General features: G+C 43.5%; 23 protein-coding genes and 1 pseudogene. 10 read left to right on the forward strand and 14 right to left on the reverse strand.

What is annotated here, in order from left to right:
• Positions 1–2 precede the first annotated feature (2 nt).
• Complete coding sequence (gene fepB / locus ACFFUV_RS17085; RefSeq protein WP_390195038.1) at positions 3–947, reverse strand: Fe2+-enterobactin ABC transporter substrate-binding protein; 945 nt, start codon at positions 945–947, stop codon at positions 3–5.
• 188 nt (positions 948–1,135) lie between these two features.
• On the opposite strand from fepB, the gene ACFFUV_RS17090 reads away from it, so the two are divergent.
• Positions 1,136–2,443 carry an NtaA/DmoA family FMN-dependent monooxygenase gene (locus ACFFUV_RS17090; protein ID WP_390195040.1) on the forward strand — a complete coding sequence of 436 codons (1,308 nt, stop codon included), beginning with the start codon at positions 1,136–1,138 and terminating at the stop codon, positions 2,441–2,443.
• A 66-nt stretch (positions 2,444–2,509) separates the two neighbouring features.
• On the opposite strand, the gene ACFFUV_RS17095 is transcribed toward ACFFUV_RS17090, so the two are convergent.
• The 3 genes from ACFFUV_RS17095 to pepT all read right to left on the reverse strand — a co-directional run bounded on the left by ACFFUV_RS17095 (position 2,510) and on the right by pepT (position 5,066).
• Positions 2,510–3,394: a mechanosensitive ion channel family protein gene (locus tag ACFFUV_RS17095; protein WP_390195042.1), complete on the reverse strand. Its 885-nt coding sequence runs from the start codon at positions 3,392–3,394 to the stop codon at positions 2,510–2,512.
• 170 nt (positions 3,395–3,564) lie between these two features.
• Positions 3,565–3,762 (reverse strand): hypothetical protein, encoded by a 198-nt coding sequence (locus ACFFUV_RS17100; RefSeq protein ID WP_390195044.1) that lies wholly within the window; start codon positions 3,760–3,762, stop codon positions 3,565–3,567.
• Between the two features lie 74 nt (positions 3,763–3,836).
• Positions 3,837–5,066: a peptidase T gene (gene pepT, locus ACFFUV_RS17105; protein ID WP_390195046.1), complete on the reverse strand. Its 1,230-nt coding sequence runs from the start codon at positions 5,064–5,066 to the stop codon at positions 3,837–3,839.
• A gap of 593 nt (positions 5,067–5,659) precedes the next feature.
• Here pepT and ACFFUV_RS17110 point away from each other — a divergent pair.
• A complete protein-coding gene (locus ACFFUV_RS17110; protein ID WP_390195048.1) occupies positions 5,660–6,103 on the forward strand; it encodes an exoribonuclease R in 444 nt (147 codons plus the stop codon).
• A 54-nt stretch (positions 6,104–6,157) separates the two neighbouring features.
• Here ACFFUV_RS17110 and ACFFUV_RS17115 read toward each other — a convergent pair whose 3' ends face one another.
• Entirely contained in the window at positions 6,158–6,877 is a 720-nt protein-coding gene (locus tag ACFFUV_RS17115; RefSeq protein WP_390195050.1) for a carbonic anhydrase, read from the reverse strand.
• A 369-nt stretch (positions 6,878–7,246) separates the two neighbouring features.
• On the opposite strand from ACFFUV_RS17115, the gene ACFFUV_RS17120 reads away from it, so the two are divergent.
• The 4 genes from ACFFUV_RS17120 to ACFFUV_RS17135 all read left to right on the forward strand — a co-directional run bounded on the left by ACFFUV_RS17120 (position 7,247) and on the right by ACFFUV_RS17135 (position 12,022).
• A complete protein-coding gene (locus ACFFUV_RS17120) occupies positions 7,247–8,083 on the forward strand; it encodes a hypothetical protein (RefSeq protein WP_390195052.1) in 837 nt (278 codons plus the stop codon).
• 178 nt (positions 8,084–8,261) lie between these two features.
• Positions 8,262–9,905, forward strand: coding sequence for a LytS/YhcK type 5TM receptor domain-containing protein (locus tag ACFFUV_RS17125; protein ID WP_390195151.1), 1,644 nt, complete (start codon positions 8,262–8,264; stop codon positions 9,903–9,905).
• Complete coding sequence (locus tag ACFFUV_RS17130) at positions 9,899–10,621, forward strand: LytR/AlgR family response regulator transcription factor (RefSeq protein WP_390195054.1); 723 nt, start codon at positions 9,899–9,901, stop codon at positions 10,619–10,621. The genes ACFFUV_RS17125 and ACFFUV_RS17130 overlap by 7 nt, the downstream gene beginning before the upstream one ends.
• A 153-nt stretch (positions 10,622–10,774) precedes the next feature.
• The gene (locus ACFFUV_RS17135) at positions 10,775–12,022 is read left to right on the forward strand and encodes an L-lactate MFS transporter (RefSeq protein WP_390195057.1); all 1,248 of its coding nucleotides are present in this window, start codon (positions 10,775–10,777) and stop codon (positions 12,020–12,022) included.
• A gap of 57 nt (positions 12,023–12,079) precedes the next feature.
• On the opposite strand, the gene ACFFUV_RS17140 is transcribed toward ACFFUV_RS17135, so the two are convergent.
• The gene (locus tag ACFFUV_RS17140; RefSeq protein ID WP_390195059.1) at positions 12,080–12,793 is read right to left on the reverse strand and encodes a DUF554 domain-containing protein; all 714 of its coding nucleotides are present in this window, start codon (positions 12,791–12,793) and stop codon (positions 12,080–12,082) included.
• Positions 12,794–13,120: 327 nt separating this feature from the next.
• On the opposite strand from ACFFUV_RS17140, the gene ACFFUV_RS17145 reads away from it, so the two are divergent.
• The 3 genes from ACFFUV_RS17145 (at position 13,121) to ACFFUV_RS17155 (ending at position 16,480) form a co-directional block, all read left to right on the forward strand.
• Positions 13,121–14,023 (forward strand): LysR family transcriptional regulator, encoded by a 903-nt coding sequence (locus ACFFUV_RS17145; protein ID WP_390195061.1) that lies wholly within the window; start codon positions 13,121–13,123, stop codon positions 14,021–14,023.
• Between the two features lie 233 nt (positions 14,024–14,256).
• Positions 14,257–15,405 carry an L-threonine dehydrogenase gene (yiaY, locus tag ACFFUV_RS17150; protein WP_390195064.1) on the forward strand — a complete coding sequence of 383 codons (1,149 nt, stop codon included), beginning with the start codon at positions 14,257–14,259 and terminating at the stop codon, positions 15,403–15,405.
• Positions 15,406–15,622: 217 nt separating this feature from the next.
• Entirely contained in the window at positions 15,623–16,480 is an 858-nt protein-coding gene (locus ACFFUV_RS17155) for an AraC family transcriptional regulator (RefSeq protein WP_390195066.1), read from the forward strand.
• Between the two features lie 70 nt (positions 16,481–16,550).
• Here ACFFUV_RS17155 and ACFFUV_RS17160 read toward each other — a convergent pair whose 3' ends face one another.
• From ACFFUV_RS17160 to ACFFUV_RS17175, 4 genes and pseudogenes are all read right to left on the reverse strand, one after another.
• Positions 16,551–17,579 carry a glycoside hydrolase family 5 protein gene (locus tag ACFFUV_RS17160; protein ID WP_390195068.1) on the reverse strand — a complete coding sequence of 343 codons (1,029 nt, stop codon included), beginning with the start codon at positions 17,577–17,579 and terminating at the stop codon, positions 16,551–16,553.
• Between the two features lie 1,097 nt (positions 17,580–18,676).
• Positions 18,677–18,838, reverse strand: a pseudogene (gene tdh / locus ACFFUV_RS17165) (L-threonine 3-dehydrogenase); the annotation flags it as partial.
• Between the two features lie 110 nt (positions 18,839–18,948).
• Positions 18,949–20,049, reverse strand: a complete 1,101-nt coding sequence (locus ACFFUV_RS17170; RefSeq protein ID WP_390195070.1) for a methyl-accepting chemotaxis protein — start codon at positions 20,047–20,049, stop codon at positions 18,949–18,951.
• Positions 20,050–20,063: 14 nt separating this feature from the next.
• Positions 20,064–20,225: a hypothetical protein gene (locus ACFFUV_RS17175; RefSeq protein ID WP_390195072.1), complete on the reverse strand. Its 162-nt coding sequence runs from the start codon at positions 20,223–20,225 to the stop codon at positions 20,064–20,066.
• A 431-nt stretch (positions 20,226–20,656) separates the two neighbouring features.
• On the opposite strand from ACFFUV_RS17175, the gene ACFFUV_RS17180 reads away from it, so the two are divergent.
• Positions 20,657–21,121 carry a hypothetical protein gene (locus ACFFUV_RS17180; RefSeq protein ID WP_390195074.1) on the forward strand — a complete coding sequence of 155 codons (465 nt, stop codon included), beginning with the start codon at positions 20,657–20,659 and terminating at the stop codon, positions 21,119–21,121.
• A 211-nt stretch (positions 21,122–21,332) separates the two neighbouring features.
• Here the strand turns inward: ACFFUV_RS17180 and ACFFUV_RS17185 are convergent, their stop codons facing one another.
• From ACFFUV_RS17185 to ACFFUV_RS17200, 4 genes are all read right to left on the reverse strand, one after another.
• Positions 21,333–22,325 carry a phage late control D family tail protein gene (locus ACFFUV_RS17185; RefSeq protein ID WP_390195076.1) on the reverse strand — a complete coding sequence of 331 codons (993 nt, stop codon included), beginning with the start codon at positions 22,323–22,325 and terminating at the stop codon, positions 21,333–21,335.
• Positions 22,316–22,522, reverse strand: a complete 207-nt coding sequence (locus ACFFUV_RS17190; protein ID WP_390195078.1) for a tail protein X — start codon at positions 22,520–22,522, stop codon at positions 22,316–22,318. Before ACFFUV_RS17190 ends, ACFFUV_RS17185 begins: the two co-directional genes overlap by 10 nt.
• The gene (locus ACFFUV_RS17195; RefSeq protein WP_390195080.1) at positions 22,497–22,901 is read right to left on the reverse strand and encodes a phage tail protein; all 405 of its coding nucleotides are present in this window, start codon (positions 22,899–22,901) and stop codon (positions 22,497–22,499) included. The genes ACFFUV_RS17190 and ACFFUV_RS17195 overlap by 26 nt, the downstream gene beginning before the upstream one ends.
• A 468-nt stretch (positions 22,902–23,369) precedes the next feature.
• Positions 23,370–24,695, reverse strand: coding sequence for a hypothetical protein (locus ACFFUV_RS17200; RefSeq protein ID WP_390195083.1), 1,326 nt, complete (start codon positions 24,693–24,695; stop codon positions 23,370–23,372).
• Positions 24,696–24,759: the final 64 nt, after the last annotated feature.

A 24,759-nucleotide genomic window follows, 5' to 3' on the forward strand; every position in this document is an offset into this window, starting at 1 on the left:
TTCTAGTCCGACTTTTGGGAAAAAATCTGAGCAATGTTATTGACGATTTCCCGCGCACTAAATAGGTCAATTCGAAACGAGTTTTCACCCAGCCCATACACTTGCTGAGCCTGAATTGACGGCAAGTTTTGGAGTACCGGATCCTTGGTAAATGCTTGAATATCGTTACGTCCTCGGCTGAGTAAAAACGTGGTCGGCGCCGTTAGTTCCGTCAGATTTTCGTAATGCACACGCATAAAGTCACGATGAGAAATGGGCCCACTTTGCCACTCTGGCTTGGGCATTTCGATATCAAATCCCAGAGATTTAAGTAACTGAGCGTGAGTCCCGAGCGGCTTAGCAATCGCATTGACGACCCCAGCCCCTTGGAAACTAACAATATTGGTCTTACCCTCAGGCAATTGAATGCTGTCTCGGGTGGTTTTCACCAACTGGTTAAATTGGGCGATATTGTCTTTCGCGGCCTGTTCTTGTCCGGTGGCCTGCGCGAGTTGTTTGGCTAATTGCTGCCATGACACATCGGTGTAATCGACAACAATGGTCGGCGCCAACATTTTAAATTCTTCTACCTGAGCCAGTGCAGAATCGGCACCACTGGTTGACACCACGATCAAATCTGGCGCGACGGCATAAGCCGATTCCAGATCAACACTGCCAGCAGGCCACAAAGCCTCGACTCCTCGCTGCTTGGCTAGCGATTGCCACTGGGCAAAGTAGTCCCCCGCCATCGTCGTTGCACTGGCCACAACAGGCGCATCAATCGCGAGTAACGTGCCGGTCACACTGACAGCGGTAGACAAAATTCTCTGCGGCGGCTTTTCAATCACGGTTTGAGTGCCATCCGCATTTTCAAAGGTTCGCGGCCAATCTTGTGCCTGGGTTAATTGGGCAACAAAACACAATATGATAAAAGTTATAGTTTTGATATTGATTCTTATTTCACTCATTGAATGGTAATATCCCTAAATTCGATGTGGCTCGCGGTTTAATATAACCCTCTGACGCGGTTCAGTCTATCCCTAGCCTGGCGCTGAGAACATGATCTGACGCAGTCTACCCGTGTTTGACCTCGAAGCCAAAGGATTGGACTCCTATGTTCTGACTCAACCCACAACATATTCAGTAAGGAAAAAGTATGTCTCGACCTGCGCCATTATGTATTGGACTCGCGTTAGCAATGAGCTGCCTGACTAAAAGTGGTTGGCGCCGTGAAGATAGCCAAGTGGAACACCTGTTCTCAATTGATGACTATATTCAACTCGCTAAGCAAGCCGAAGCGGCGAAATTGGACTTTGTATTTCGTCCGGACACGCTATTTTTACCGATGGAAATGGTCGGAACGGAGCCCGGATTCAGCAGCTTGGATCCGATGGTCCTTCTCGCGGCACTCGCCACTGCCACATCAAAAATTGGATTGGTTTCTACGGCATCAACGACATTTAATCCGCCTTATGTCGTCGCTCGTCAATTGCAATCACTTAACTGGCTCAGCCAAGGACGTATCGGCTGGAATATCGTGACCGCCATTGATGGACAAACCAATTTTGGTCAGCAGAATCTAATGGCTTCAAAGCAACGCTACGAGATGGCTGCCGAGTTTACTGAAGTGGTGCAAAAACTATGGAACAGCTACCCAGACGATGCGCTCACCTTTGATCGTCAGTCGGGCGAATTCGCAAATAGCAATAAAGTGCAAGCGATTAATCATCATGGTGATTTCTTTAATGTTCAAGGGCCGTTAAACGTACCGCAGTACCCGTCAGGTAACATTCCTTTATTTCAAGCTGGCGCCTCCCCTTGGGGAAGAGATTTTGCCGCCAAAGTCGCCAACGCGATTTTTGCCGCAACGCCTGACTTACACGCGGGGATAGAACTGCGTAATGACTTACGCCAACGCGCGGCGCTACAAGGTAGAAATGCTGATGATATTAAAGTTCTTCCCGGGCTAAGCCTTTATTTAGCAGAGACAAGGCAGCAGGCTGAAGATTTGTATTACCAGACGCACACCAGTTTAACTCGTGAGAAAAAACTCGCTTATCTCCAAAAAAACTTAGGGGTTGATTTCAGTGCATTAGACGATACTCAGCCGATAACTGTTGATATGCTGCCGAAACTCGACGCCGTACGCAGCCATACTCACACCAATTTGCTGACGCGCTTTATCGAACGTGAATCCCCCACATTGGAACACTTACTTACTCGACCCGAGGTGATGGGCTCCGCTCACTGGTTAGTGATTGGAACACCGGAAGATGCGGTAGAATCGATCAAACAACGTGTGGAAGCAGGTGCTGCGGATGGCTTTATTGCCGTACCTGGAGGCTCACGTCAGTCAGCCCAGCTTTTCTTTGACCAAGTGATCCCATTATTAGCGAAAGCGGGGTTAAGTCGCACTGAATACCAAGGCTCAACACTGCGTGACCATTTGGGGTTAAACGCCTAATTCGATATCACCCGACAAAAAGAGCGCGATAACGCGCTCTTCCCATCACCAAAACCGCTTTCCCTATCAGTGGCTAAGTCCTGTCTCCGACGCTGGTTGGGGCGTTCGCGCCTTTTGAGTTAAAAACGCTTGTTCATACATCAACATGAAATCACGGCGAATAAGCTGCTCTAGGTGGACCGCTTTATCCGTTGGGCAAAAAATCATGAAATGGACGTTTTGTTCTGCCGTTGGCGTGCTACTGATATGAATGTGAGGCTCGGCGCCGGGTAAATCAACTCCGGCATGCTTTTCAATCATAACGTTATAACGGCGGGCGACTTCACTAAAGTAATGACAATGCTCTTCGATTTTCTGCTCTAGAGGTGCCACCAGCGGATACAAATTGACGAACTCTTTCACCACAATATTAAAGTTATGATAAACATAACGTTTCATAAAATTGAGGTTCTTTACTGGAAAGGTAAAAAACATGCTGTTTGGTAGCGTCGCCGTCTTACCAGTAAAGTGGTATTGGCCATGATGTAAATCGATCTCTTGGAGCACCGTCGCCATCATGTTGTGCTCAATCACTTCTCCGCAAATCGTTCCAACTTCGATCCAATCACCAATACGAAAAGAGCGTGAACTCGCACGCTGAATCGAACCAGTAAAGCACAAAATGATCTCTTTTGATGCCACGACAATGGCCACAGCAATCGCGGTCACCGATAATGCAAATTGGCTGATTTCAGATTGCCAAAGTATGAATAATAACAATACCAATGCGATAAATGAGCCATTTTTGGTTCGCGACATCCATTTGCGCTGCTCATCTGAGACAAAGGCATGATCACCGCGAATCTGTCCCAACGTGAAACGGCGGACACCGACAACCAACAAAAAAATCAGCAAAGAAAAAAGGAATTTATGAGTCAGAAGGTAATCCACCGCCAACTGAACCTTATCCATAAAAAACTCCAGATAGTGAAAAGGGGCATACGCCCCTTTATCGTTGTTATATGTGTTGCGCTGCATGGTTTATTGCAGCAAACAAATCCAGCGCTTACTTTCCCACACATCAACCAAACTATCTAGCGACCAAGCACATTATTGCCGCACAGATTACGCTCTGAGTTCATTTATTCCCATGTTGACACGGTTGAGTTATCACTTTCTGGCATGATCTGCTCAAAAGAACGCCGCTCCGGTGCTGAAATGGATTGCTCAGTGATAATGGTTGTCGCGGTATCGGTAATCGTTGGAGAAGCGGCCACACCCAACATCACCCCTAATCCAAAGATGATAAGATGGGAAAGAGAAAGCAATAACCACTTCATACCAATACCTAAATAAATTGATAAATTTAAGCGGCATACAATAGAGCAATCACTCGACTGTGGGTATCCCACTATCATCTGATATTGGCAGCAGTTATTTCTGACAAACGAACGATCACCTCAACGGCACTCTGCATTCCTTCGATAGTGGCAAATTCATGTATCCCATGAAAGTTGTAGCCACCCGTAAAAATGTTCGGGCATGGCAATCCCATAAACGACAAACGAGCCCCATCGGTTCCACCGCGAATAGGTTTAATATTGGGTGTAATGCCGCACTCCAACATCGCCTGTTTTGCCGTCTCGATAATATGCGGAAACGGCGCGACTTTCTCTTTCATATTGTAGTAGCTATCTTCAATCACCAGTTCAACCACATCCTGCTTATAGCATTGATTTATCTGGCTAACTTTGGATTCAAGAAGTGCTTTTCGGGCTTGTAACCCTTCAAGATCGAAGTCACGTAAAATATAGTTAAGCTGACTACGCGCAACACTCATGGTCGATGAAGTGAGGTGGAAAAAACCTTGATAGCCATCGGTACACTCTGGCGTATCCTGGGTAGGCATACCCGCATGAAATTGGCACGCCAACGTCATCGAATTGCGCAGTTTGTTTTTTGCGGTTCCAGGATGAACATTGACACCATGAAATACCACTTTTGCATTAGCGGCATTGAAGTTTTCGTACTCAAGCTCTCCTACAGGACCACCATCGATGGTGTAAGCCCATTGCGCTCCAAATTTTTCGACGTCAAAACGGTCAGCACCGCGGCCAATTTCCTCATCCGGCGTGAAGCCAATGCAAATCTCACCATGCGCAATCTCAGGATGTTGAATCAAATATTCAACCGCCGTGATGATTTCGGCCACGCCCGCTTTATTGTCTGCACCAAGCAGTGTACGACCATCGGTCGTGATTAAATGACAACCGCGAAGTTGGTTAAGTTCTGGGTACTGAATTGGCGATAACACTTCATCACCGCGACCTAACGCGATGTCACCACCTTGGTAGTTCTCGACAATTTGCGGCTTAACATTTGCTCCAGATGCGTCCGGCGCCGTATCCATATGAGCAATAAAGCCGATACTTGGTACCTCATGGCACACATTGGCAGGCAGGCGCGCCATAAGGTATCCGTTTTCATCAAGGCTTACCTGCGCTAACCCTAACTCCATTAACTCTGCCTTTAGCGCCTGAGCAAACGTTCGCTGTCCGGGAGAACTCGGACACATCGGATTATCAGGATTTGATTGAGTATCAAAAGTAACATAGCGTAAAAAGCGCTCAACAACAGGATTCATGGTGCCCACCTAAAAAACAGCAAAAGAAAATACGTCAACAACAACGTAAGAAGTCTCTATCTTACTGAGCAACCTGTATTTTGGTTTTGCTTAAAATCATCTTTTTCTGTTATTCATTACTTGCCATTCACAGCTAAATGACGGGTTGAAGATAAAAATAAACCGTCTTTCATTCTTTTAAGTTAAAGCCTCTACTCGCCATTGTTCACCTCTTATTGTCGGTTCCTCTGCGTCTACCCTGATATAAAAGAATGACGCTTAAGGCATCAAAAGATGATATACGGTTTATTAGTGATAAAGATCCCATATACTGTGCAGTTATTTATGAACCGCGATCACTATTAACAGCAAATTGACAAGTTCAAGGTTGAAGAGCTTGGCATCGCCGATTAAGGTTTAATTGTGCAAACTAACGTTCTAACTCGTAATATTTAAGGCATTCGCCAGTGCCTATTACTCCATGATGAACGCTAAGTTATAAAGCCTCACTTTCGCCAGTGAGGCTTTTTTTTTGCTTATCAATCCGCTCTGACTTGCTAGACACAGAAAACTCAGCCGCTACAATACGCAGCCACTGTTTAGGAGGCGTTTTTATGGTTCAAGATTACACTTACCCTTGCTTGTCTGAGATGTCGAATCCAGAACTGCAAGAGCTTAGTCATCGCTTGCTGCACCGTTTGGTTCCCGAATCATCTGTCAAAGAGTTATTTACCTTTGAGGATCAACAAGCGATGGACGACGATAAGCGCCAAGAGCTGCACTTTGATGCCCTATTACGAATGAATGCGATTGCGTTAAGTGAAATCCCGGCTCTGTTTGCAAGCGCAGACAACCCGGAACAAAATATCGAACGTATGACGCGGCTGATTTTATGGCACTTCTATGCGGTGTCGTTCCGCCTGCAAAATGCGATATCACTAAAAACGCATTGTGACCAAGTCGAAGCGTTATTAAACAACCGCCCGAAAGAGGCGTACCAGTGGGTAAATAGCTTAACCCGCTTACTACACGATTATGCAGAGCTGGCCAAGGGCTAGAACATGTACTAAAAAGCCCACAATATGTGGGCTTTTCGACTGTTCAATATCGTATTAATTATTGGTCACGATTTGTCGTGCATTCACCGCCTGCACTGGTCGGTTGTTATGTCCCATCACTGACATCATTTTCTCGGCTTGCGAACCCGCGAGTTTGTTGACATCTTTTAGAACGAACCAGCGCACACCTTCACTACAAGGTGGCGTCGTGAGTGAGCCATTGAAACGGTAGTATTCATCGTATTCAGGGAGTAAGTCAGCCACATTAAGTGGTGTGCTTAGCGTGGCTGTTTCGCCAACTTTAGGCATCGTTTGAGTTAGGCTGGTGAGAAATTCGCTCTCTACTCCTTTATCAAACATCACCGAAATCACCGCTAATTCGCCTTTCTCATCACTGTTTACAAAGTGTGCTTCAAGCGGATACTGCTTACCTGAAATTAGGTTTTCCGAGGGAGTATGAAAGTGGAATTGCAATAAATTGAAGGTCTTACCATCGACCGTTAGCGTGTTGTCGCCTTCGACAACGGCTTGCAACGTGTGGCCATTATTGGTCAAGCCAGTCACTTTACCAGAGTAATTTAATTTAAGATCTTGTAAGTCAGCTTTAACGTCACCTTGGATATCAATCGGACTTTGATTGACCCCTTGCGCGCAAGTGGCTGAAACACTTCCCCAATGCGCAGGACCATGCTCATCGGCATAACCCCATTCAGACGCTTGAACCGCCCCTGCCATTAACGCCGAAACTGACAAAGCCAATAGTAGTTTTTTCATTGTTATTCCTTTATTAAACATATGACGTGAGTAGTGAGTAATGGCTGAACATAGTAATCAAATTCCCCATATCAATAGTAAGTGAAATCTATGTTTACCATTACCATACGCTAAAAATTCGTATCGTTTTCAGCAATGAGAACAGGCCACATATAGGCGTCTTCATTAAGTGAGAGTAATCAGCGATACCAATAAACCAAGCAACCTTCATCAGACACGACACACGTTAATCATGCGATGAATAAGTCCACCAGATGAATTGTTCAAAGTCTCGTTAAACATAAGGATTTCTCACTTTTTGAACTCGCAAGCTTTGCTGAGTTGGACAATGATTAAAACTTAATAAATGACCCTAAACACGGCGTAACTATGCTTAAAGCACATTCACTTAAACCACATTCTTCTTTTTCTTTATGTTCGCGCTTATTCATCACCGCCTTTGCTTGTGTGACATCCGCCTCCGTAGTGGCACAAGAGCCGCAATCCGACGTTCAAGATATGTCTGACCCGCTCGCTGTCTACACTCAAGCTGGGGTCGGCTACACCGATAAAGGCATCAATTTAAAAGTTGGTCAAACGTATGACACCAAAGACCCACTGACTGCGGCGATGAATATCATTGAAGTGAAAGGCGCACTTGGCGATGCGTTTGGTTGGCGTGGCCAAAACACAACCAATAATTCTATTGATTCTTTTCGCTTTCGAAACTTTGGCGCCAACCTGCAAACAGGCCTTGCCAACCAGTTGGATATTAACTACACCCTGAAACCAAATTTGGTTGCCGAAGAAAGCGCGGATATCTCTTATAGCTTTATTCAAGCGTTACCGAAAATGGGCCCAGTGAACTTGTATCCTCTCGCTGGCGCTGGTGTATCCATCGGTAATAGTGCCTTAGAAGACGATGGCACCACAGACAGTGGTTATTCCATCATGGGAACGTACGGCTTAATCGGGATGTACGGAAAACTGCAACTGACCGATAAAATCTGGCTCAACTACAATCCCTTTTGGCTCACCACCATCTCAGGCTCTGATACTTATAAAGACAACTATTATGGACGCGGCGATAGCCACCTGTTAACCCATGAATTTGCCGCGAGTTATCAGATAACGCCTCGCTTTAATGTGCGTTACTTTGCCAACTGGAACACTAACGTCGATTTCCTCGATGGCGATCATCGCATTGAGTTTAACTACCAGATCTAACGCAGAGAATACACGCCTTCAAAAACGCCATGCGCTAGCTCATGGCGTTAATCATCTCATTAGCAATTTATAAAAAGTCCCTGCAATTGATTCACCTCATGAATTCGTAATCAGGATTTGGGTACCCTGAACTCAAACTCCACTTGGGTAACCCCTTTTGTATATCGAGCAATTCTCAATGCTGCTGGCGGTGTTTGAGCGTGCAGCACTTATGTTAATGGCGCTGTTTTTACTCACTCGTAGTCATCTATTTCAACAAATTGTTATTAAACGCCAGCGCCGACCTAAAGAAACTGCAATGATCAGTTTGCTGTTTATTTGCTTTGCAGTTTTTAGCACCTATACAGGCGTCAATGTCTACGGCTCGGTGGTCAATGTTCGCATTATCGCCATCATCAGTGGTGGCATTTTGTTTGGCCCTTGGGTCGGTATAAGCGCGGGATTGATTTCGGGTATTCATCGCTACTGGATAGATATCGATGGGCCAACATCACTTGCGTGCTTGATCACCAGTATTTTGGCGGGGCTTATGGCCACCTGGATCCATCAACGCGGCAACAAAACCCACTATGCTTACTACGGCATTGCGGCCGGAATGGTGTGTGAAATTCTGACCATGAGCCTAATTCTGCTGCTCAATGACTTCTCTCCACTGGCTCGCTCCATTGTTGAACACATAGCGATTCCGATGATCACTGGCACGGTGTGTATTGGCTTGATCATTACCTTGGTTCAAGACATTGATGATGAGAAAGACAAAGTCGCGGCAATGCAGGCTAAACAGGCTCTCAAAATCGCCAATAAAACTCTCCCCCACTTTAGAAAAAACGATCGCGATTCGCTGAGTAAAGTCTGTAGCATCATCCGCAGTGAAACCGATGCCGATGCGGTTGCCATCACCGACACCAAAGATGTGATGGCATATGTTGGCGTAGGAGAGGAAAACTTTCTCGATTCACACCATCAAATCAGTGACATGACGCAGCAAGCGGTCAATTTAGGTAAGCAGATCATCAGTAACAACCTGAACGTACATAATTTTCACTCCCTGCTGATTATACCGTTGTGGGAGAACGGACAAGTGACGGGCACACTCAAGATCTTCTATTGTCAGCCTAACCGTATTCGCCACGCGCTGCGCGAAATGGCGATTGGTTTATCACACATCATTTCCACTCAGATCGAAGTGTCTAAAATCGAACAGCTCAAAACCATGGCGAGTAAAGCCGAGTTCTCTGCGCTGCAAAATAAGATTAACCCACATTTTCTATTTAATGCGTTGAATGCCATTTCGACCTTAGTGAGAATCAAACCGGCTCAAGCCCGGCAGCTTATTGCTAACTTAGCCAACTTTCTACGGTTTAACCTTGAGAAAGGTGATCATTTAATTGATATTCAAGAAGAAATTCAGCAAGTCATGGATTACGTGGCCATTGAGCAAGCGCGCTTTGGTGACAAACTCGACGTGGTCTTTGATATTGACCCGGTGCACGTCAGCATTCCATCACTGCTTATTCAGCCATTAGTCGAAAATGCCATTCAACACGGGATTGTCCCTGCACGCCAACCGGGCCAAGTGTCGATAGCCGTGAAACGCCACCAAAACAAAGTCAAAATTACCATTCGCGATAACGGCGTCGGTATTGACCCCAACGTGATTGAACAAGTGTATCAGGGCTCGATCAGCAGCCATCGTATTGGTATGGCAAACGTCCACCAACGCCTCGCTTTGTTGTATGGCAATGGGATGACCATTACCCGTCTCGAACCAGGTACCGAAGTGAGTTTTTATGCCGAGCATATTGAGGAGGTTACATGTTAAAAGCCATTATTGTTGAGGATGAATACCTCGCACGTGAAGAGCTCAATTATTTGATTCACACCTACAGTGACATTGAGGTTATCGCTACGTTTTCTGATGGTCTAGAAGCGTTTAAATACCTGCAAAGTCATACGATTGATATTGCCTTTTTAGATATTAATATCCCATCGATTGACGGTATGCTACTGGGGCGAAATATTCATCAGTTCGCTCACCCCCCTCTGATTGTCTTTACTACGGCTTATAAGGAATATGCGGTCGATGCTTTTGATCTTGAGGCTTTTGATTATCTGTTAAAACCCCTTGACGAACAGCGCGTGCAACGTCTGCTCACCAAAATAGAAGCTTACGCCACCGAAAGGCCTGTAAATGAATCTAAATCACAAGCGAGTACGATCAACTTATCACGCGATAATCGGATTCGAGTCACGCCAGTGGAAGAGATTATCTATGCCGAGGCGAGCGAAAAGGTCACTGAAGTGCATACCGCACAAGGGGTTTATATCGCGCCTTATACCATCAGTGAATTAATGAGTAAGCTACCCAGTCAGCAGTTCTTTCGCTGCCATCGTTCTTACTGTGTCAACCTCTCTCGCATTGAAGAGATCATTCCTTGGATGAACAGTACCTATTTGCTCAATCTGCACGATGAAAACGACCAAGTCCCTGTCAGCAGAGGCAATATTAAAGCGTTTCGCGAACTGATGCATTTGTAATTCATGCTCAAATAATGCATTTCATGGTCGCCATTCTGCCGCTCATTTTATACTTAACCACAACTATTGTAATGTTTCTTTCTCGTCGTATTTTGAACTTATCTAAAGCGTTTTATGACGCTTGTTACGCTTTGACGTATTGGAGTTCAAATCATGAAAAGACACCTTACAAAACCGAAAAACTGGTCCACTTTATTAGGGACCATTATGGCCCAGTTCGCGTTGGGTTCTGTGTATACTTGGAGCTTATTCAATTCCCCACTCGCCAGTAAACTGGAAGAACCGATCAGCCAAGTGGCTTTTTCATTCGGTATTCTTAGCCTTGCTCTGGCTATCGCCTCCTCACTTTCAGGCAAATTACAAGATCGCTTTGGGGTGAGAAACGTCACACTAGGCTCAGGACTACTGCTTGGCGCGAGTTTGTTGCTTGCTTCTTACGCCTCTAATTTATGGATGCTGTATCTTTTTGCCGGCGTATTGGTTGGCTTTGCCGACGGCACTGGGTATTTGATGACACTCTCAAACTGCGTCAAATTCTTCCCTAAACATAAAGGGCTTGCCTCAGCATGTGCGATTGGGGCTTACGGATTAGGCAGCTTAGGATTTAAATACATTAATATGTACTTACTGACTCAGTTTGGCCTAGAACAGACCTTCGGTGTGTGGGGAACCATCGCCATGGTTATGGTCATCGTCGGCGGGCTGCTGATGAGTGACGCGCCGGTTAAATCCACGAGTAACGAGCAAACACCAGTCGCCTCTACGCCTCAACCTGCGAGTGAATTTACCTTAGCGCAAACCATCAAAACACCTCAATTTTGGATGTTAGCCGTTATCTTTTTAACGATTTGTATGAGTGGCTTATATGTCATAGGCGTCGCGAAAGACATAGGTGAAAACTATGTGCACCTTTCCGTAGCAACCGCCGCGACATCAGTAGCCGTGATTGCGGTAGCCAATTTGGGAGGACGTTTGGTATTGGGCGTACTTTCAGACCGAGTAGAACGGGTAAAAGTGGTGACCTTCTCTGTGCTCATTAGCCTCGTGGGGGTTGCCTCACTGTTGTATCTTGACCTCAACAGTTTAAGCTTTTACTTCGCGATTGCTTGTATTGCCTTTAGCTTTGGCGGCACGATTACCGTTTACCCTTCACTGGTGAGCGATTTCTTTGGGCTTGAGAATCTTACCAAAAATTACGGCGTAATTTATCTTGGCTTTGGAGTGGGAAGTATTGCAGGGTCCATTGTTGCGTCACTGTTTGGTGGTTTTGTTCCAACATTCTATATGATGCTTGGCTTTCTCACCGTCTCATTGATTTTCACGCTCATCGTAAAACAGCCTCATCACCAAGCGGTTGACATGAACACCTACGGCGAACCAGCACATCACCACTCCGCTTAACCTATAAACGTATTTATACGCCACCCAACGAGAAAAAGTTGCGGTGGCGTACTGCCGTTACATAAAGTAGCGCCATAGATAGGTAAATGGCACGACCAGCAATAATGCAGGTAAAAAGTTCACCACAGCAAAATGCATAATGTTTGAGATACGAAGCCCAACAGCGACCATGATGATACCGCCGATGGCCGTAAAGTTGGCGTAACTTTCTGCATCCATATAAGGCATGATGGTTTGAGCTAAACCAAATAAAATCGCCTGCACTGTGAACTGCACAACCGCAATCAGTACAATGCTCGGCCCTAAGGTAATGGCAAAAATAATGGCAGTCACAAAGTCCATCATCGACTTGACCAGCAGCAACTGATAGCTACCGTTGATGCCTTCCGTCATTGAACCAATGACGCCAAGTCCACTGGCACCAAACAATACAATCATTGAGGTAAATTGCAGCGAGAACTCATTCTCACTTAAGCCGCGTGGTCGAGGCAGAAACTTCTGGCATTTACTCTGAATAAACATTGCCCCCTTCTTAACCCCCGCCTCGAGAAAAATCAGCTCGCCGACTGCCGTCCCCAGAATAAAGGCCATCACCATAACTGGCACATTGTGGACTTTGACAATCATGCCTACGCCAATAGAAATCGAGGCTAGAGCGAAGGTGGCTGGCAGCCCGTCAACAAGTCGTTTGGGAATACGACGGGCAAAGGTGGCACCGATGACGCCCCCCAAAATAATTGCACAGCTATTAATCACTGGGCCAATCAGCATAATTATCACTCCTTAAAAAATCGGTCATGGGTATAACAGCAGACAAAGCTCTCTCCTTCAGACGACACGTATAACTCACTGGGCGGCTTTTAATAACCAACCAGAAATCGAAGACGGTGGAATGCGCAATAAACGGCAATCAGTCGTTGGGGTTAGGATGTGCAGCGTATACAAACGGGTGCAGTCATAGTGAGGAAGAAGGTTACATTTATTCGATCTATGATCCAACACTCGACCATTGATTCCATTATGATTGCAAAAATCAGACAAATAAACCGCATTTTACGCACCTATTAGTTGCATAAATCGAAACAGTCAGAGGATCACATGGACCGAATTGCGGGGATCAGAGTGTTCGTCGAGGTGGTAAATTTAGGCAGTTTAACCGCTGCGGCTAATAAATTGGGGATCTCTAAATCAATGGCAACCCGCCATATTGCGAGTCTAGAGAAGTCATTCGGTACCAAATTACTTTATCGAAGCTCACGCAATCTCACCATGACCAGCACCGGCGAAAGCATTTTACCTTACTGTCGCCAGATGCTGGCTGTGAATGATGATATTACGTACTTAACCAGTGATACGCACCGTGAACCCCACGGGACGATTCGGCTCGCCTGCAGCGTTTCATTTGGCCACTCTTATGTCGCTCGTGCTGTGCGGCGTTTTCTCGCCCATTATCCGAAAATATCGGTCGACCTAACGCTCACCGACCGCCACATCGACCCTGCAAAAGAACGCTTTGATGCCACGATTCAAATCGGTAATGTGCACGATACCAACCTAGTCGCGCGCTTAATTGGCCGCTGCGCATCCATTATTGCCGCCTCTCCACGGTATCTTGAGCAGCAGGGTACACCCTATCAACCAACAGATTTGATGCAGCATAACTGCTTAACACATTCCAATTTAGGGCACACATGGCGCTTACTTCGGACTGAGGGTAAAGAAACAGATGAGCAACTTGAAATTCCCATTTCAGGTCAACTGGCATCAAATGATGCGATGATTTTGCTGCAGGCCACCTTAGCAGGTGAAGGCATCTCTTGCCTGCCGACCTTTGTGGTCGACCCTTATATTAAACAGCAACAGCTTGTTCCACTCATCGAAGACTACAGCTTTGAACAGCTCGGTGTTTACTTACTTTATCCATCTCGTAAGTATCTCACGCATGCAGTCCACCAACTGATTGACTTCCTAGTTGATGACTTTAACCAAGCCATTTTTTAGTGGCATCAATCTGGCGTAACAACCACACCAATCACACTAAATAGCATTTTATTGATTTAGATCTAATGGAAAATCGGGGTTTTAAAAATCCGAACTATTTTGTTTAAAAACGCGTTAGTTTCGAAAATTTTTCCTTGATAGCCTAGCTCCATCGTTTCGCTTTCCTTACAAAGTATCAGGTTAAAGTGAAAGATTTGTATTGAATCTTATTGGCTACGCCACAGGAGCTACCCATGTCTAATATGTTTTATATTCCTTCTTCTAACTTAATGGGCCCAGGCTGCTTGTCTGATGCGGCAACCATCATTGCATCTCATGGCTTTAAACGTGCATTAATCGTTACTGACCACTTTCTAAACAAAATGGGTGTGGTTAGCAAAGTGGCTCAGCTCCTTGAACAATCTGGGGTAGAATCCGTCGTTTTTGATGAAACCAAACCCAACCCAACCGTCGACAACGTCAAATCTGGCTTAGAAAAACTCTCACAAAGCGAATGTGATTGCGTTATTTCACTGGGTGGTGGTTCTCCTCACGACTGTGCCAAAGGCATCGCACTGCTTGCAACGAATGGTGGAGAAATTAAAGATTATGAAGGGGTAGACCAATCCGCTAAGCCTCAACTACCACTCATTTCTGTCAATACCACTGCTGGAACCGCCTCAGAGATGACGCGCTTTTGTATTATTACAGATGAAAAACGTCATATTAAGATGGCCATCGTAGATAAACACGTCACGCCAATGATGTCGGTAAACGACCCTGAACTGATGCTAGCCAAGCCAGCCTCGCTAACCGCAGCAACCGGTATGGACGCTCTTACTCATGCCATTGAAGCCTATGTTTCCACTGCGGCGACTCCGATCACCGATGCTGTTGCGATTAAAGCGATTGAGATGATTCAGGGCAACTTGCGTCAAGCCGTTAAGCAAGGAGAAGACATCACTGCCCGTGACAATATGGCGTATGCCCAATTTATGGCGGGAATGGCATTCAACAACGCCTCATTGGGATATGTGCATGCCATTGCTCACCAATTGGGCGGCTTTTATGACTTGCCACACGGTGTGTGTAATGCCGTACTTCTTCCACATGTGCAGCGTTATAACAGCCAAGTAGCCACTGAGCGCTTAGCCGATGTCGCAAAAGCGATGGGAATCGATACACAAACAATGAATGCCGAACAAGCAACACGTGCCGCAATTGATGCGATTTGCCAGCTTTCAAATGATGTGCAGATTCCGGCAGGCCTTGCTGAGCTTGGCGTGAAAGAAGAAGACTTCGATGTGTTAGCAGAAAACGCATTGCGCGATGCTTGTGGGTTCACCAACCCGAAACAAGCCTCGCATGAAGAAATCGTCGCCATTTTGAAAGCGGCGATGTAAATAACAAAGACTCTGCAAAACCTCACTCAGTTCAGCCTAAAGCTGGGTTCAAGTGAATCTCCTCGCCCATTGTCGCGATCGTCGTGGCTTTGGGCTTTTTTCTACATACAATTCACCATGTACCACGTCCTTACCCCATTTTTAAGCGCAAAAAATGGCATACACATGAAAATCCTTTACTATAAGCACCACTGTTCCGTAAACCGACTAAGACGCGATGAAATCTTTAAATAGCTTCTGCCGTATAGATGAAACGCAATATGCGTTATCGACCGATAGCGTCAATATGCTCTACTACGACCTACCAAAGCATTTTCAAGGCGAATATCGCTCCTACGAAACACCGCGGCTGTGCACAATTTTGCAAGGCACCAAGGAAGTGCATATCAATCAGTCAGAACAGTTTGTGTACCGCAAAGAACAGTGCGTTTTGCTGCCTCCTCATTCGAATGTATACATGTCGATGTCTGAGTACACCAAAGCATTAGTTTATGAATTTAGCGATAAATTGGTCGATACTGTTAGCGCCAAGGTTGGTGATATGCTCGAGTTGAACACGCACTCCCAACTTGATTATCGCCAATTCAAACTCGAAGGTTTGCAGGATCGCATCTATACATTACACGCGCGAGCCCAAGAGGTGCTTCTAACCTCGAATGAAAACGTTCACTTCTTACTTGATTTGACGTGCCAAGAAATGGTCTATGAGCTGTTGAAACGAAGCGGTTGTCGCGAGATTTTATCGCATCACCAGCACCACCCGATCAATAAAGCGATACGCGTGATGAAAGCAAATCACGGAAAAAGCATCTCAGTCTCTGAGCTTGCTGAAGAAGCTCAAATGTCGCTGTCGAATTTTAGCCAAAAGTTTAAGTTGATCACCAATCAAACCCCGAAAGCCTACTTAACCCAATTAAAGCTCGAGCAAGCTAAGCATTATTTGGGGCATTTATCCGTTACCGACACAGCGATGGAGCTTGGCTACGAAAATATATCGCATTTCATTCGTCTGTTTAAAAACCAATTTGGTGTTACGCCTAAGCAGTTTCAACTCACTCAGTACCACACACACTAAACAAAAGAAAAAGCCGCCTAGTATTTAGGCGGCTTTGCGTTGATAGAGACTGTTTTCTTAGCTTAAATCATTAGTGGAGCAACGCATCAAGCAAGTCAGTTCTCCATTCATCTGTGTGACGGTCATAGATACCATAACCGTAACAGAACTCCCAGTAAGCCCATGACCAACCACGTTTTTCAGCTTGCTCACGTATAAAGCGAGTCCATTTAACACGAGAGGTCATATCCGCTTTGTCATACGCACCAAACTCACCAATATGGATTGGCACATCATTATTTTCCGCCCACTCGGCAACAATATCAAAATGGCCAATCACGCGATTGCGTTGATATTCAGTCGCACGCCATGTGGTGCCTAACCATGATTCGCTGATATCACCCATCCAAGCCGCGCCTTGATGCGTAAAGTTCATTGGATCATAGTAATGCAATGACATGATAAGGTTATGATCTCCACGTGGCAGCTCAATCGCAGAAAGCTTGGTATAGCTATTGTAATAACCTGGTCCAACAAAAAGGATACGCTCAGGGTTGGTCTTTCTCACCACGCGAATCGCTTTATTTAGCATGCTATTCCAAACTTCGCCATTTAGGTTCTGGCTTGGTTCATTCAGAATTTCAAACATTAGCTTCGGTGAATAATTGGCGTAATGTTGCGAAATTTGCTCCCACATACGCAGGAAACGCTTCTCTTGACCCGCTGGATCTTTCATCACTGCGGTATAGTGATGAATGTTAATAATCGGAATTAAGTTATTCGCTAAAGCTTCATTGACAATCTTATCCACACGCTCAAAGAACGCAGGCTTAATCGTATATGGCGCATTACTTCCTGTATATGTTGACCATACAACTGGAATACGTACCGACTTAAAGCCAGCTGACGCGATGAGCGCTAGGTGATTCTCTTCGATAGCACGTAATTTGCCATCTCTCATGACAAACGCATTATCTAGGTTAATTCCAGGGTTGAGCTGTTTGTTCCAATAAAATGCATCTTTGTAAGTATCGCCTTGCGCAAAAGAGGATGTTGCACTGAATGCAAGCATGACACATGACAACAAGGCTAAGATGATACGGTCGGCTACTAATTTCACTATGACTACCTTCTTAAATTTTATGAAACCACCTGATATTTAAGAGTAATTAAAGCGAAACTACACTCGCTAAATACGGCATCGTCAACTTAATACTAAACACTACATCCACTATATCAAATTAAAACATTTAGTCGAAAGATGTATTAGCAAACAGTACTAAAAGACTATTATTCAGGTGGGTGAGGGGCGCATTATGCAAATAACAAACAATTTCAAACATCACCCAAAAGTATGAAAGTGAGTTTATTTTTTTAACCTATAAGTAAACACTGTCAGTATAGGACTATATTATAATTTGTGTGAATACTTAAACCTTTTACGGGTTGTTTTTTCAATAAATTAACTCAGATTTTTCTCAAAAATTGCTTTCTTTCCGTCTAACAAAAATCGAACAAACCTTATAAATAAAGGAGTTAATAGGGAATAGGCTGACAAAGAGATAGGAAATTCGCTTCTATTAGCTCAATGAACTTTTATTGTATTCATCTTCTATTCTTTACCAAAAATACGATTTACACATACAGAACAGGGATGCACAATTTTGGTTCATTATCATTTTTAGTATAACCAACCCCACCAAATGTAGACCTAAAGTTTATATAAGTATAAATAATTGAATTTTAAAATACATTTAATCAAAATAATTAATTAGGGATAAATATAAAGTGCAAAATTCAGGTAATAAAAGTCGGTAAGACATCTTATTTTGACTTGATTACACTCGTCATTTTACAGACACAATATATTTGGCATTAAATATTCATAAAGAGCTTAAAAGTGATAATCAATATAGACGTGACACAAAAAAAGCACCATTCGGTGCTTTGCAATCCATAAGAAACGGGCGACCAATAGTTTCGTTTGTTAACCATTCATCTTTAGACTGAAGACATTTTGCAACTTAGCTCACGCTCAGTCACAAACAGAGTCAATCACAAGAGTCTGACTGAGAGATTATGTCGTCAAAATACCTACTCTATCTGGAACTAAATTAGGGCTTTTGGGACGTTCAATGGACTATTTATTCCATCTGATGATTTCTAGACACAAACAAAAAAGCGCCCCACTCGGAGCGCTTTAATTTTGCATTTGAGTTATTCCCAATCAAGGATAACTTTTCCGGAAGCCCCGCTACGCATGGTGTCGAAGCCTTTTTGGAAATCATCAATCTTGTAATGGTGAGTGATAATTGGCGTCAGATCGAGGTCCGACTGAATCAAGCTCGCCATCTTATACCAAGTCTCGAACATCTCACGCACAATAGGTTTATTTTACTTAAATTTCATACAGTTAAAATCACATAAATTTCTTTTGGGGCGAAATTGGGGCTATTTAAATAAAAACTTTAAAAAGCATACCTCAGTAACTACATTTTTCTGTTTAGATCACCAATCATTGACATCACTTGGTCAGCACCACTTTGGATATCCTCGATAACACTTCCCGCTTCTTTAGACAATTTCAGACTGCTATTTGCCTGATTTTCACACTGAGAAATTAGGCTAACAGCATTCTCTGTTTTGCTTAAATTTTCAAGTACCATAGCGACGATTTGCTCGGTTGTGGTATTGGTGCGAGAGGCCCACTGCCTAACTTCGTCTGCTACCACGGCAAAACCACGCCCATGATCACCAGCTCGAGCAGCTTCTATTGCAGCATTTAGTGCAAGTAAGTTGGTTTGATCAGCGATGCCACTAATGCTAGTAACTAATTCACTTATTTTTTGAGAATGTTCATTGAGGGCATCAATTGCGGTATTCGCCTGCTCCATCAAATCTGATAGCTCTTCCATGTTTTGCACAGTTGAGGCAATAATCTGTTCACCACGCTCTGTCTGCTTTCTTGTTTCTTCTGAAAGAGAGCTTGCCATATTTGCGGCTTCTCTTGCAGCTACCTCTTTCTGGATCTGCTCAGTGACAACAGATGCAAATTTTACGACTTTATACAATTTCCCATTTTCATCATGAATTGGGTTGTAGGAAGCCTCAAGCCAAAGCTCTTGTCCATAACTACCCACTCGTTTGAACTGTCCAGATATAAATTGCCCTGAAGCTAGCTTTCTCCAAAACTCCTGATATTCAGAAATCTCAACATCATCGCTAAAACAAAACATACGGTGATGTTGCCCGACAATATCTTCTAACTTGTATCCAACAGCAGATAGAAAGTTATTGTTGGCAGTTAGAACTATGCCATCCAGTGAAAACTCTATGACAGCCATTGAGCGATGAATCGCTTTCATCATATCTTCTTGAGCTCTTGAACGTTCAATGGTGCGTGTCAGTTCAGAAGCTAACATAATGAAACTTTTTGTCTGGCCATCACTGCTTTTCACTGGATGAAGAATCGCTCGTAGCCACCCTTCTTCACCATTCCCTTTCACAATCTGAAAAGCGCCATTCCAATGCTTATTATCTTTTATCGCTTGCGCTGTTCGCTTGAAATGTTTCGTATCACGGGCATCCATAGGCACTAGATCGGTTATGACCTTCCCTGTGACATACTATCAACTAACCCTAGTTCCTGAGTTACATTTGTATTTATTGAAGTGACTTTACCATTTACGTCTAAAGAGAACCTGAGCATATCGCTCTCAAGACTCGCTTGAATATCATTGAGCGCAAAATTTTGCTCTTTTAGCATGGATTGCTCATTCTGCTTCTTTTTAAAAAACATAAAACCTCTGAACTGACGTTTAGTTGTGGTAGTGAAGTATAACGTATACTAAAAAGACTAGACCACCTCTCTTTTACACACAAAGGGGAAGCGTTCTCAAAACCCAGCAACTACTTCAGGTCAATATAGTGGTAGCACTTAATAAAAATCAAACACAAACCTTAAGTTATAAAACAAAAGAAAATAAATTAACCTTATCAATATAAGTAAATCTCAATTTTAAAACGAGAAAAAATAGGCATAAGATATGATATTCCCTACACTTAAAACACTTCATATTTAAATAATAAAAATAATAGATAAATCAATACAAAGATCACAAAGTATCTTCATATGTGACTGAAATAATTGTTTTTTTCATAATGTTAAATATAATCAAATCTCTGACGGGAGATTGTATGACAGAAATTTTTATATTGTTAGCCATAGTTTTAGTTTCATTAATGACAAACTATGGAATATCTTTACTAAAAACTATGGAAAAAGAAACAAACCTAATGGACGCACTGATAACAGTGAGACAATTAACAATAATCGTACGTGAGATTTATGACCTATTGATAAATGATAAATTTATCAACCAAAACCAGTTTAATATTAATGAAAAAGTAAAAGAAATAGAATCAAATCTATCGTATTTAAATAATATAATTAATAATATAAGCCCATCAGCACCGAACGTTAAAAGCGCATTAGAAAGGGTAAATAATCATTACGTGATATTTATATCATTAATAAATGATAATGATATCGTGCTCAATGAGTTAAATGAGCAAACTTATATCCTTAATGATAACCTTTTCGATTTGAATAGGATAATTGAAGATTTATTACAAAAATCCGACCAAAAAAAATCCGCCTAAAAGACGGAACTCAGAGAGTAGAGAAAAAATAGAATCCATATGAAAAATGTAGCATATTAGTATATTGAGTCAATTGTTTAATATTAAAAATCAACGAAATATCAAAAAAAACTGCAACCCTAACCCTCATTTTCATAATTAAACCAAATAAACGATTAAGCTTATTGATATAGAAAAAGTTTAAGAATAAGTCAGTTATTCTTAACAATAATTAAGCTCCTGCTAATATAGAAATATCAGAGCCGCCCTCGTTAATTGACAGCTTTATCGAGTTAACGTGCCAATCACGATTTTCTTTCTCCCCTACTCCAACACAATGTACTACACACATTGTTGACAAGTGGATCAGATCAGGTGTTAAAGGTGCAGAGATTTCCAAAGACTCAGAGCCTTTTGATCTTTTATGAAACATTGAAACAGCAGCAAACTCAGCATCTTCATAATTTGAATATTTAAATAAAATCCTAAAAGCTGGCTCTCCTCTGCCCACTGATACTTCTTTTGTTTGACCACCTTTCACATCATGATAAGTTGCCACAATACGTTTTGAATCATTCCGACTAGAGTCTCTGTACTGCCAGTTGGAAATCATTTCGCGAGTAATAGTGAAATTCTGTAAGGTCTTTCCAGAGGCCGACTCTTGTTGCCCTTCTTTAAGAAACAACCAATAACCATTCATTGGTTTACTAATAGCGCCATAGCGCCGAGCAAGCCGAGTCATTAAACTCATGTCACTTTCATTTATCTGATCGAGGTGCTCAATTGCAATTTGGGAAAAATCATTACTCATTCTCGGTATTAAGCCATGCTCACTGGACGTGGTCTTCAATACATCTTCAAGAGTTACAGAATCCCAACTTCTGGTTTTATGGGCTTGTAAGCTACCCAGTTGTTTTGTGCTATCCATAGGAGCTGCATTTGCGACAATTTGAAGCCGCCTCGGAGGACCACTAATATTTATTTCATCAACGACAAACTGACCTTTGTCCACCAGCTGTCCTTCAAACCCTATTGATAACTTGAGTACAGCACCTTTAGTTGGTGTCTTATGATTGCTTGGCCAACTAAGTGCAATAGATAATCGATCGGATTCGGTACCGGCTTTATCTGTTAATGTTAGATTGATCAAGTTCTTTGCAATGATGTCTGAAATATCCTTACCATCAGCGGTCAATTTGAAGTCCGGCTTGTAAGCTAATCCCATAAACTAATTATCTCTTCATCTGACGCTTTACTTATCTCTGGTAAAACAAGCTTCAATCCCTTGGGCAAAACTGCTCCATATTCGACTATCCCAGGATTGGCATTAAGAACGTCGATCACGACATTTACTCTCTCGTAATAGCGCCAGCAAATATCGTCCAATACATCCCCGTCACGGGTTTGATAAATCATCGCCATAAAACGAAAGCTCCAAAGAAAAAGACTGCCCCCTGGGCACACCGCCCTGGATAAATTTATTGTTATTTTCGGTAAGGTTCGTCATGACCCAATAGCCCAAAACATCACCTAGACCACTAATTAAAAGTAACGGCTTAGCTTGGTTACCTAAGCTGGCTAGAGAACTCACTTGTTGGGTACCAACATCTCGGAACAACGGGGCTATTCGGCCACTGAGCGATATCTTTGTTGCTGCTTGGCCGGTGTACTGAAGTAGATCATTTACGCCAACTCTAGATTGATTTGCCCAGCGCCATTGCCAGGTTCGAATAAGCTCATTGTAAGCCGCACTTTCTATATGAAATTTGAAACCACCAAGAGATAGCATCACGCTCGCCATTAACTTGCCTCCGGTAAGTCATATAAAGCACTGTTCTGATAGCCTCCCAATTGAGAGTGAACGGCCTGAGCAACTTCTTGAGGTGACTGGCCAGGAGAAGCATAGACTTTGATCTCTCCAACACTTTGGTTGACCGTATTTCCTCGTTTTGGATTAGAACGAGTTGTTATCGCCTCCTGAGCTCGAGCACTCTGACTTCGATCTCGAGCTTCATTGACTTTCTGGCTGACTGTTATTTTAGAATCGGAGTCATCCCAAAATTTAATAGCGTCAAGCCATCCCGTAACGGTATCCCAAACGCCTGTGATTTTGGCTATGCCAGATTCAAATAAGCCAGTGATGCCACCCCATAGCCCTTTAAAGAAATCTGTTATCCCACTCCAGTTGTTGATGATGAGTCCTAAAGGTGACCAATCCCAGAGGTTCTTCAGAAATTCGAAAGTCGCTGGAAACTCAGTCTTAAACCAATTAAATTTCTCTTGGAAAAAGGAGGTAACAGCGTCCCAATGTGTATAAAGAGAAATCCCTATAGCAATAAGTGCCGCTACAGCGGCGATAACTAAACCTATCGGGTTCGCGGCCATTACCACGTTTAATCCAGCCATACCCATTTTCATTAAGCCAACTGTCCTGACTAGACTGAATAACGTAGAACCTAAAGAAACAAGACCAATAATCATTTTTCCAGCGATCAGTGATCGTCACTGCAATACCGACCGTTTCCCAGCCTCCAAAAAACTGCACAACTTGATTGACTCGAGAGCCTAAGCTCCATAATGCAAGCGTAAAATCCTTAGCACCATAAACAAGACTTTTTAAGGTGCCGGCGACCGCTTCTTTATTCTCTCGAATGTACTTCCCAATATCGGTAGCTAGCGTTTCAATGTCTTTCGACATCTCTCCACCAACAATACCCGCGATTTCTTGCCAAGCACTTTGAACAACAGATGTTAGATTTCGAAATGCATTACCGTAGGCAACGGCGCCATCAGCACCTCTTTGACTTAATAGGTTAAACGATCTTTGCTTATCCAAAAGGCTGTCTAGGCTTTGGCCCGTATTTCGGATATACGTAACAAGCTTATTGCCCTCTCCACCGAATAACATATCAGCCAACGAGGCGGCTTGTTGCTTGTCTCCTACGTTCTCCAACCTCGACATGATAAATTCAAATTGATCAGCAGCGGCCATTCCATCCATCATCGACTGATCTATCCCTAAAGAGCCAAACACATCAGCAACTGAAGATTGTTCTCCCAATGCTTTAAACTCACCAAATTTATTGGTGAGCTCTTCAACCAAATCCCCGACGTTCTCACCCTCTAGCCCCGCTTGTTGAGCAACGCCATTCCACGCTTTGAAACGGTCGATACTCATGTCGTAAGCTTGGGCCATACCAGTCATACTCGCGGTATTTTGATTGGTAATTGTCATTAATCCAGCCAACGCAGTACCTGTGGCCCAAATACTCCCTACTGCTGTTGCTCCTGCAGTCGCAATACCTCGAAACTTCTTTCCGACATTAGCTGCTCGGTCGAATGCATCCGCTTTATCCCTGGCATCATCAAGCTCTTGCCCTAACTGGCGGTAACGGTGAGTTAGCAAACTCACATCCGCGCCGGCTAATTTGGATTTGCGAATCTCTTTAGTTAACTTGTTTTGTTCACGTTCTAGTTCTTTGACGGTCTTCGTTGCCTTGCCCATCGACGCAGTAAAAGTAGAACCTATTTTGCTAAAGCTACTATCAACCGCACCACCGAGCGTTACGACAGTTCTAAGATTTTGAGTGGCCATAGTTATCTCGTTTGGGAAGTAGTTCTATGAAATCGATTAGGGTACTGAGAGGAAGGTCGAGCAG

This window comes from Vibrio olivae (genome assembly GCF_042428525.1).
GTDB lineage: Bacteria > Pseudomonadota > Gammaproteobacteria > Enterobacterales > Vibrionaceae > Vibrio > Vibrio olivae.